The sequence below is a fragment of the Paenibacillus sp. FSL H7-0735 genome, from assembly GCF_038008505.1.
GTDB classification, from domain to species: Bacteria; Bacillota; Bacilli; order Paenibacillales; family Paenibacillaceae; genus Paenibacillus_AQ; species Paenibacillus_AQ odorifer.
The window spans coordinates 1,992,665-2,002,787 of record NZ_JBBOZH010000001.1 but is presented as its reverse complement, the minus strand read 5'-3'; the positions used below and the strand labels follow the sequence as shown (position 1 = coordinate 2,002,787).

Below are 10,123 nucleotides of genomic sequence, written 5' to 3'. Positions count from 1 at the left end.
TTGGTTAAAGCTAAAGGCATCTACAAGTTATCATCCTGCACAAAATTCAACACGGCGTCATCGACGGCCGAAGTTCTTCCCAGATCAGGAAGGTCCACAAGCTCAATCTCGCAAGTCTCCGCACGGCCATGCAGCTCCAAAAGAACAAGTTCATTGCGCCCCTTGCGCAGCAATGGGCCCGGGATATATAGGGCGCGTTGCGGCCCTGCGTTCCAGTAGCGGCCCAGATTAAAACCATTGATCCAGGCGACCCCTTTATTCCATCCATCGAATCGTAGAAAGGTATCGCCAATCTCCTCCGCCTCGAAGCTCCCCCGGTAGAATCCGGGCAGACCCGAAAGGGTCGCAGTTTGCTGCTTCTCCACCGGGTGCTTCTTGTACGCTAGTGAATCCAGCTGTTCCTGTTCCAACGGCAAAGTACGAATCGTCCAGTTATATTGCAGCTGGTTATCAATCCGAACCCCGTCCAGAATCCCTTTCGGATCGCGAATGAGCGGCCCGTAATTGATTCGTCCCATGTTCTCGACGAGGATATCCAGCTGCGCTCCCCCAGCGGGGATGGAAAGTTCCAGTGGCAGCGGATTCCAGCGCTCAATCACCCCAAGCACCTGTCCATCCAGGAAGACCTGCGCCCGATCGCGCACGCCCTCGATGTAGAGTTTCTGTCTAGAGCGCGGCCCTTTCACATAAGTGCTGTACAATATAAAACCATAGGATTGTCCGAGCTTCTCCATCGGCTGTACACACACGCTGTTCACCGTCTCTGATAACTTCTCCAGATTGGAAGCTGTGAATAGTTCCGCTCTTTCCGTCAAAGCGACTTTCCCGTAAGAAATCTTCGGAATCGGCTCAGGGAGTGGACAAGTCGGGGCAAATCCATGGTTGCTGAGTACCGACCGGACAGCTTCAAATTTCTCCGTCGTATCTCCCCATTCCGTGAGCGGGGCATCATAGTCATAGCTTGTAGTCGTTGGCTCGTAGGTGACGATATGATTCGCACCATTATAGAAACCAAAATTGGTTCCACCATGGAACATGTACATATTAAATGAGGAGCCCTGTGTCAGAATCTCATCCAGAACACCTGCTACATCCCCGGCATCGCGTACATGATGATCCTCCATCCAGTGATCAAACCAGCCGTTCCAGTATTCCATCACCATAAGCGGCTCTTCAGAGCGGTATTCCCGATATTTGCGGAAGGATTCCTCTGTACTGGAGCCGAAATTGACTGTCGCATGCACATCCTCCAGTGTTCCGCCGAGCAACATCTCATCGGTTGGCCCGTCGGAAGTAAATAGCAGCACATCGATCCCTCTGCTGACCAGTCCATCACGCATATAGCCCAGGTAGCCACTGTCATTACCATAGCTGCCATATTCATTTTCTACCTGAACGGCCAGAATTGGTCCGCCATGTGTGGAGAGCAGCGGAACCAGCCGAGGCATTAGCTCATCGTAATAACGGTCTACCTTGCTTAAATAAAGAGGGTCACAGCAGCGAAGCTGGAGTTCCCCGTAAGCTAGCAACCAGCCCGGCAGGCCTCCGAACTCCCACTCTGCACAGATGAATGGACTCGGTCTGACAATAACATGAAGCCCAAGTTCACCAGCCAGTTCGATAAAAGATACCACATCGGCCATGCCATCAAATACGAACTGCCCTTCTTTAGGTTCATGTATATTCCAGGCGATGTAGGTCTCCACGGTATTGAATCCACAGGCTTTCAATTTCAGCAGCCGGTCTTTCCAATATTCAGGCATAACCCGAAAATAATGAATGGCTCCTGATACGATACGATAAGGCTGTCCGTCCAGCAAATAGTGTCCGTCGTTCCAGGTGAGCAGGCTCATTATCGACAACCTCCTTTATTAATATTTATTCTAACGATTCCCCGCAGTGGTAGACGGCAAGCCGTCTAATCTTGGGGCTTGCGGCAGCTTCTGACACCCGTAAGCGGATTTTCTCTGCGACAACCGGAGGGAAGGCGTCGATTTTCTTATGGCCAATCGAACTGCCACGCTTCAACTCCAGCCACGCTCCGTTGCTGTACGCTTCCAGCATATATCCTTCTACTCTTTCGCCGTAAGCGATATCCTCCATAATCTCGGCATGATCAATCACAGTAGCTGCTGGCAATTCCAGTTCAACAATATCTCCAGTACCTGCTGTTACCGCCAGAGCCTTGTCAAATCTGCGTCTTATCTCCTTGCCGAATTCCAGCAGCTGCTGCACATCAGCCTCCGGAAACAGCCCGCGGTTGTCAGGGGCTACATTGAGCAGCAAAGTTGCCCCATGTCCAACCGAACGATAATAAATATCCATTAGCTGCTCCAGAGACAGCAGCAGATGCTCCTCCTCAGGATGCCAGAACCAGCGGTCTTTACGGATGGGCACATCGCATTCCGCAGGCACCCAGCTCGGCGTTCCGGGAAGCCAGTTCAATGAAGCTTCACTGAACATGCTACCCCGCGCAGAATTTGCAGTGTTCCAGCATGGATAAGGAGCAACGCCATCCTCATTGCCAACCCAGCGGATCGTTGGTGCCCCCATATTAAACACCATGGCGCCTGGCTGGTGGCGCTTGATCAGATCCATAATCCGCTGCCAATCGTAATTGCGGCCCTCCGACCCTGCGCCGTCGAACCAAATTTCCGTAAGCGGACCATAGCCCGTAAGCAACTCTTGTAATTGCAGGGCATAGAAATCATCGTACGCTTGCGGATCTGCATAACAGGGCTCATGTCTGTCCCACGGAGACAAATAAATGCCGAAGCCAACTCCAAGTTCACGGCAAGCCTCCGCGCATTCCTTGACGACATCGCCGCGCCCTTCTTTCCATGGGCTAGAAGCCACAGAATAAGTACTTGTCGCAGTCGGCCACAAGCAGAAGCCATCATGATGTTTAGCTGTCAGTATAAAATAACGGAATCCAGCTTCTTTGGCTGTACTAACCCATTGGTGGGCATCCAAATGAAGCGGATTGAAGACCGCAGGTGAATCATTGCCTTCTCCCCACTCCTGATCGCAAAACGTATTGATGCCAAAATGGCAAAACATCCCCAGCTCCAGGTCCTGCCACTCCAGCTGTTCCCTAGAAGGCAGCGCCAGTTGCTCTTCCGGCTTGTTCTGTGAAAATCTGCTTTCCATCATTTCTACACTCTCCCATATGTTTGTGTAGGCCCAATATATAAATAAGGCTTTGGAAAGCCAGTTGATGACCTTCCAAAGCCCCGTCCACAACTTGTGATACTTGCTTATTCCCTATTTATTTGATAACACCTTTTTCGTTGATAATTTTTGTTGCTTCATCAACCATCCATTGCTGCACCTTATCAATCGATTCATTTCCAAGCATAAATCTGCTGAAGCCGTCATCGATTATTTTGGTCAATTCGGACGTTGCAGTCGTCATCACCTGCGCGCCATCAAGGAACTGAATTGCACTGTCAAAGAGTGTATATTTGAGTGAATCCATATCATACATATCCTCTTTGCCAGCTACCAGTTTGGTCAGCAAGGCTTCATTATCCGCTTTTTTATAACCGGAGAATTCCAGTCTGTTATCACTAACAGCCGTTGACATAAATCTCATCAGTTGGAAAGACGCCTCTTTGTTCTTCGAAGTAGCGCCCATCGCCAGCATATTGCCGCTGGTGAAGTATTTGCCCTCGTATTCTTTTGGTTCCGATCCTGCCGGAGGCACCGGTACCGGAGCAAAAGCTGTCTTGAAATCATGCGGATACTGCTCAGTATTGCCCGGATCAGCAATCGTCCAGTTACCAGCCAGAATCATAGCGGCTTCTTCATTAAAGAATTCCGTGCGGTAATTGAGCTTAGCCGCTAAAGCGTCTGCATAAGTTTTCGCAGATTTATCAGCAGACTCCATATCTTTGCGCAGCTGGAAGAAGTATTTATAGGTTGGATCCGCGAAAATGGTCGTCCCGTCATCATACACGAATGGATCTTTCATCATCGTTTGGGCCGGAGCGTTCATATACAACTCCCAGGTGTGGAAGTATGTGCCGTAACGTTTGTCTACGCCTTCACCTTTGGTCAGTTTTTTGGCATAGTCGCGGTAGTCATCCCATGTCCAGCCAAAAGTAGGTACAGGCAGCCCAGCTTCATCCAGTGCATCTTTATTCAGCATTACATAGTTGCTGCTCTTGGTATATTGCATCCCATAATAGTTGTTGTCTACCTTAGCATTCACATAATATTCATCCTCAGGAACGAGGTTATCCTTCTCATAGAATTCATTCAGCGGGGCAAGTGCTCCCCGGGTCGCCCGTTCAAGTACGCCTCCAAGGCTTGGTACCTGAACAACGTCAATCGCTTCGCCGGATGAAATCAGGAAGTCGAGTTTCTTCAGCATCTCCACAGAATCACCGGGAACGAGTGTCACATGCTCTACCTTGATATTTGGGTTCTGATCCATAAATTCCTGCAGCATGGCATCCGTGCCTGCTGATTGGGCTTCATTGTCCCAGTTGTAATATTTGATGGCGACTTGCTTGTCCACCTTGGTGTTCCCGGCATTCGTACTGGCTTCAGCACCGCCATTCTTCTCTGAATTTCCGGAATTTCCACAGGCGCTTAACGTTAAGGAAACCGCCAGCATGGAGCCTAGTACAACGGATAATCTTTTTTTGCCCTTTGTTTTCATTTTACTTCCCCCCGCACTGAAATTTAAGTATAGTGCCTTGTTCATTTCTTATTATAGGCACCCGCTGTACAAGCCAAGTGCACAATTTTGCTGTAGTAGGATCACATTTTTGACTTTTACCCTCTTTTGCATACCCGCAAGTCAGCCCTTTACGCCTCCCAAGGAGATTCCGTTAATGACTTGCTTTTGCAGGGCAATGAACACGATGACCAATGGGATGATCGCCGAAACGGCTGCCGTCATCATAATCGCATAGTTGTTCGAATAATCGTCCCGGAACAGTGTCATACCGAGTGGGATAGTGTACAGATTCTTGTTTAGCAAGAAGATCAGCGGATTCTGGTAGTCATTCCAGGTCCAGATAAATTTGATGATCGCCACGGTAGCGAGCACCGGCTTGCAGAGCGGAACAATAATAGACCAGAATATCCGCAAATGGCCTGCACCATCAATTCGTGCCGCTTCAATATATTCGTCGCTGATACCAATCATAAATTGCCGCAGCAAGAACGTGAAGTAGATGGAGAACATACTCATTAATACGATAGCAGCATGAGTATCATAGAGGCCGAACCAACGAATCAGCAGAAAACGCGGAATCAGCGTGGCCTGGTCAGGAATAATCATGAACGACAGCAGCGCCAGAAAGACCATATTCCGTCCTTTAAATTTGATTTTGGTCAAGGCGTACGCCGACATAGATGAAATGATCAGTGTGATGCAGGTTGTAATAATCGCAACTTTAAAGGAGTTTAAATAGAAATGGGAGAAAGGTACCCGTCCCATCCAAACCATCTTGAAATTATACGCTACATTGATCTTCTCGGGAATCCATTGGATCGGGAAGCGCATTACATCTTTTTCATACTTGAAGGCTGCGGAAATCATCCAGATCAGCGGAATAAGAAACACAATGGACAAAGCCCCCATGATGCAGGTAGTGATCACTCTGGACATATTTTTTCTAATCAGTTGCATGTTAATCTCCCCCCTTTATTCTTCATTTCTCATTTTCCAAGTGGCTGCGGTAATCAAGCCGATAACAGCGAATAGCAGCCAGGAAATTGCAGAAGCGTAGCCCATGTTGTAGTATTTGAACCCTTCCTCATAGATCCTGAACACAAGCACGGTAGAAGAATTATTCGGACCGCCTTCGGTCAAAAAGGCGATGATGTCGAACACCTTAAACGAGCCAATCAGCATGGTAATAAGCAGGAAAAATGTAGTCGGACGCAGCATCGGAACTGTGATGGCAAAGAATTTTTTCAGCGCGCTGGCGCCATCTATTTCGGCGGCTTCGTAGATTTCATCGGAAATATTCGTCAAGCCAGCCATATAGATAATAATGGTGTAGCCAAGACTTGCCCAAGAACTGATAATGGCAATGGATAACAGTGAGGTCTTTGGATCAACTAGCCATTTCGGAGGGCTGGAAATTCCAAACTCCATCAGCAACTGATTGATCGGTCCAAGAGACGGATGGAACAATGCACTCCATACGGCAGCTATCGCAATAATTGAAGAAATATAAGGAATAAAGAAAGCCACTTTAAAATAATTTTTGAGGAACACACTGTTTTGAATCAATGCCGCGAGCACCAGCGCAATCGCAATCGGTATCGGCACGGTCATAATCATATAAAAAGCATTGTTCTTCAAAGCTTGAATGATACTCGGATCATGGAACATTTTGATATAGTTATCCAATCCGATGAACTCGATTCCTTTGACTCCCGACAATAGATCCCATTTCGAGAAGCTCAAATAAAGTGAGAATCCAAGCGCAAATACATTAAGAAAAAGCATCCCGACAATTTCCGGTGCCAAAAACAGCCACCCGGTTAAAGCCTCTTTCCGTTGCGGAGTCCAGAATTTCCGCTTCTCTTGCAGAATTTTTGGCACAGGTTGTTTTGCAGCCTCCACGTTGTATCACCTCGACAATTTGATTTGTCATTATAGTAATACATCCGCCTTCCGCAAGAAGGAGTGATTATGACCCGGAATGTGCAAGATTTTGACCTTTGTCCGCCGACAACAAAAAACCGCCCTAGAGGGGCGGCGGGTCTGTTCATATCGTTGACAATTGTGCTTCTCAGCGTACCGAATGTTTGGATTTATATTCGCTTGGCGTAGTTCCTACATATTTTTTGAACACTTTTGAAAAATAGGTTCTGTCCGAATATCCCAGGCCGACGGCCAGCGACTCCAGGTTCTGGCTGGAGATTTTCAGCATTTTGGTAGCGACCTTCATCTTGTGCTGATGTACATAGTCCGTAAAGGTCAGGCCAGTCATGCGCTTGAAATAACGCGAAAAATAGCTTGGATCCAGAAACAGATAACGTGCCATATCAATTGAGGTGATATTATCGCCAAGATGCTGGTCGATATACTGCTGGATAAGCTGCAGCTTGGGCTCCTGCGGAGAAGCTCCTGTCACCTGCTGCTTGCTGCCTGTAATCTGTACAAGCTTTCTTTCCACCAGTTCCATCGTATCTTCAAGTGTGCGGGTCTGCACGAGATAGACGAACAGATCCTCATCGAACATCAGGCTCGTAAACATTAACTCGATGCCGCGGAGCATAAAGGATAAATCCCGGGCGAAATCGCCAGGATGAATAGACATTGCTTTTGCAGTCCTAGCGATTTCCTGTAGAGTGCCACGGATGGCTTCAAGGTCTTTTTTAATCACGGCCCGTTCCATCTGCGGGATATAGCTGTCCAGAAATCCTTGGGGTGCAGGCTGGAAACGTGGAGAAGCGATTTGCAGAGTATCCAGAACCGTGTAATCCGCACTTGCATAGAACTCGCATTTGTCCTGAACAATCTGCCGATGGATCTGGCCAATCGCCTGTAGCTCCATTTTCTCTGTGACGGCAATAATGCCGGGTTGAATCTTTAGGAGATGGGAGCATTCGGAACACAGCCGCTGTAAATAATCGTGAAAATGAAGACTGGCATTCTGCGCGAGATTCACACGGTAATTATATAGAATCACAATATTCTTTTGCTCCAAGAAAGGCGTAATCCCTTCACATGTTTCGGACAGTTCCAAGGCTATATTGTAAATAGCATATAAAATAAGTGGATACTCACTCTGCTTGTATCGCTTGTCGAAACTGGAAAAATGAATACTAACCGTGCCCAGCATAAACCACGGATACGTCCAGGATATGCCGATTTGCGCCGCATAAGCCAGTGTGGTTTCAGGCGGAGCACCGCCAATCACCCTTTGCAGCAGGTTCTGCCGGAAGAGCTGGCTGTTGTAGCCTGTCTCCCCATGGCTGATCAAGCCAATCTTCGACTTAAGCAAGTGTACGGACTTGGCAAGGCTTTTCTCCAGTTGCTCTTCTGTAAGCTGGTCCTTGATTAAATAATCATCTACTTTCAGCTTTACCGCCTGCTGAGCATAATGGAAATCCTCATGACAGGTCAGGAAAATAATTCTGACCTCCGGCTTCATGCGGGTGAAACAATCGGCTAGCTCAATCCCGTTCTTTTGCGGCAAACCAATATCCGTGATCACAATGTCAGGCTGCACTTCCTCAAACATTAATAACGCCTTGGCACTGGAATAGGTGCTGCCGACAATCTGCAAGCTATGTGCCTCCCAGTCAATCATCTGCTGAAGCACTTTGAGCATAGGAACATCATCGTCTATGAGCATCACTTTATACATCAATATCCCTCTCTCTCTGACAGATTAACCTGATGATTGCCTTGCGGCAAATACAGAGAAACGGACACCCCACCCTGCGGCAGATTATGCAGCGACAAGCGGGTATCCTGCCCATAGGTCAGCCTCAGCCTTTGAACTACGTTCATTAACCCGACCCTTTGATAAGCTTCATCCTGTTCATCGTCCTTATACAGTAACCTGCGGTTCAGTCCCGCCAGAACTTCAGCCCCTGCACCGCAGCCATTATCTTCAACTTCAATCATGATCCCATCAGGGACCGTTCGCGAGCGAACGACAATACGCGGTGCCGGGTGGTCAACCAATCCGTGGACGATTGCATTTTCTACAAGGGGCTGCAAAATCAGCTTAGGGACGATGAGCTTCTCTGTATCCTTTTCCAGATCGACCTCCAGTTCAAGAGGGATTTCATTACGGATCTTCATAATATCGATATAATGGCCAAGCAGTTTGCATTCTTCCCGCAAGGTGGCCGGTTCATTGACCTTCAAATAGGCCCGGAGCAGACTCATTAATGAATCGATGATCCCGCTATGCAGCTTATCTTTGGCCAAAATAAGGCTACATTTAATCGAATTCAACGTGTTGATCAAAAAGTGGGGGCGAATCTGCATAAACAGCGCCTCCAGCTCCATCACCCTCTTCTGTTCCTGCTCCAGCTCGATGTCGTGAATCAGACCTTGCAGCTGGTCCAGCATAGTATTCAACGTCTGCCCCAGCTCAGCGATTTCATCCTTGCCCTTGACCTCCAGCCTGACATCAAGATTCCCCATCCCGAACTGGCGCACAACGCGCTGCAGCTTCATGATCGGACTATGCAATCTTTTGGCAATCAGCATGGAGGTAGCCGAAAAGACAATAAATAAGAGGAGTACCAAGCCAATGCCACTATAAAACGTCCGCGAGATCTGGCCCGACCATTCTTTCTCCGAAGCTTCATAGATCAGCTGCCAATTAGATTTGTCGATAGCTCTGGCCGTACGAACGCTTCCTCTTGCTTCCTTGCTTTCTGGAGCCAATTCTGAGTTCCCAGCGATCAAGCCTCCTCCAGAATCAAATAACGCAACCTTGCCAAATTCGACGGGTCCGAGCAATTTATTGAAATAGGATTCAGGAATTGAGATAAGCAGCACGGACACCTGCCGTTTCTCCCGGCTGTCATAGATAACTCTGGCAATATAATAGCTGCTGCTTTTACCAGAACCGCTGTCAGCCATCCCAAGCCATTGCAAGGTCTCCGGTTCGTGAATATTGACACGGCTCATCAGCTTGTCCAGGTTGGCATTGATCACGGATAAATTCTCAGTCCCAGAGGAGATCACAAAGTGTTTCCGGTTGACCAAATACATGCGGATATTATTATTCAACGGCTTAGAGTTGATGAGCGAAAACACATCTTGAATTTGCGTAAAATGTACGTAATCCTGATAGCTATTTAGCCGCTCAGTATCCGCAAATGACTTCAGATTAGCGCGGAAATTGGTATCGTTTACAATAAAATGGGAAGCGAACGTCACATCATCAATAGTTTTGTTTAATTCGTCAATCATAACGTTCAGGAAGTTATCGTTGCTGAGCTGCAGCTTCTCTACCATCGTATCCCGGATGAGCACGAAGGAAATGATCGATACTGCAATCAGAGGGATAAAAATCAGCAAAAGAAATGAAACCTGGATACGTCTATAGTAAGTGAATTTGAACATGTTTTCTCCGCGCCTCTCTCATGCTCTTTTCTTTTATTCTATCAGCCCGTTATCCAGTAT

The 10,123-nt window shown here is 47.7% G+C and carries 7 protein-coding genes; all 7 read right to left on the bottom strand.

The genetic code is table 11. From position 1 onward, the window contains the following. Positions 1–20: 20 nt before the first annotated feature. Positions 21–1,853 (bottom strand): glycoside hydrolase family 35 protein, encoded by a 1,833-nt coding sequence (locus NSS82_RS08995; protein ID WP_076100550.1) that lies wholly within the window; start codon positions 1,851–1,853, stop codon positions 21–23. 25 nt (positions 1,854–1,878) lie between these two features. Further along, on the bottom strand, positions 1,879–3,153 hold the full coding sequence (locus NSS82_RS08990) for an alpha-L-fucosidase (protein WP_256717902.1): 1,275 nt from the start codon (positions 3,151–3,153) through the stop codon (positions 1,879–1,881). A 115-nt stretch (positions 3,154–3,268) separates the two neighbouring features. Further along, positions 3,269–4,666 carry an ABC transporter substrate-binding protein gene (locus tag NSS82_RS08985; RefSeq protein WP_076100552.1) on the bottom strand — a complete coding sequence of 466 codons (1,398 nt, stop codon included), beginning with the start codon at positions 4,664–4,666 and terminating at the stop codon, positions 3,269–3,271. A gap of 141 nt (positions 4,667–4,807) precedes the next feature. After that, complete coding sequence (locus NSS82_RS08980; RefSeq protein ID WP_036675652.1) at positions 4,808–5,644, bottom strand: carbohydrate ABC transporter permease; 837 nt, start codon at positions 5,642–5,644, stop codon at positions 4,808–4,810. A gap of 15 nt (positions 5,645–5,659) precedes the next feature. Next, on the bottom strand, positions 5,660–6,589 hold the full coding sequence (locus NSS82_RS08975) for a carbohydrate ABC transporter permease (protein WP_051490863.1): 930 nt from the start codon (positions 6,587–6,589) through the stop codon (positions 5,660–5,662). A gap of 169 nt (positions 6,590–6,758) precedes the next feature. Then, complete coding sequence (locus tag NSS82_RS08970; RefSeq protein ID WP_076100553.1) at positions 6,759–8,342, bottom strand: response regulator transcription factor; 1,584 nt, start codon at positions 8,340–8,342, stop codon at positions 6,759–6,761. After that, positions 8,342–10,063: a sensor histidine kinase gene (locus tag NSS82_RS08965; protein WP_076272372.1), complete on the bottom strand. Its 1,722-nt coding sequence runs from the start codon at positions 10,061–10,063 to the stop codon at positions 8,342–8,344. The genes NSS82_RS08970 and NSS82_RS08965 overlap by 1 nt, the downstream gene beginning before the upstream one ends. Between the last annotated feature and the right edge of the window lie 60 nt (positions 10,064–10,123).

What these genes read in the sequence shown, in the direction of transcription:
- NSS82_RS08980 (WP_036675652.1), bottom strand. Translation starts at nt 5,644, where the DNA reads ATGCAACTGATTAGAAAAAATATGTCCAGAGTGATCACTACCTGCATC.
- NSS82_RS08990 (WP_256717902.1), bottom strand. Translation starts at nt 3,153, where the DNA reads ATGATGGAAAGCAGATTTTCACAGAACAAGCCGGAAGAGCAACTGGCG.
- NSS82_RS08985 (WP_076100552.1), bottom strand. Translation starts at nt 4,666, where the DNA reads ATGAAAACAAAGGGCAAAAAAAGATTATCCGTTGTACTAGGCTCCATG.
- NSS82_RS08965 (WP_076272372.1), bottom strand. Translation starts at nt 10,063, where the DNA reads ATGTTCAAATTCACTTACTATAGACGTATCCAGGTTTCATTTCTTTTG.
- NSS82_RS08995 (WP_076100550.1), bottom strand. Translation starts at nt 1,853, where the DNA reads ATGAGCCTGCTCACCTGGAACGACGGACACTATTTGCTGGACGGACAG.
- NSS82_RS08970 (WP_076100553.1), bottom strand. Translation starts at nt 8,342, where the DNA reads ATGTATAAAGTGATGCTCATAGACGATGATGTTCCTATGCTCAAAGTG.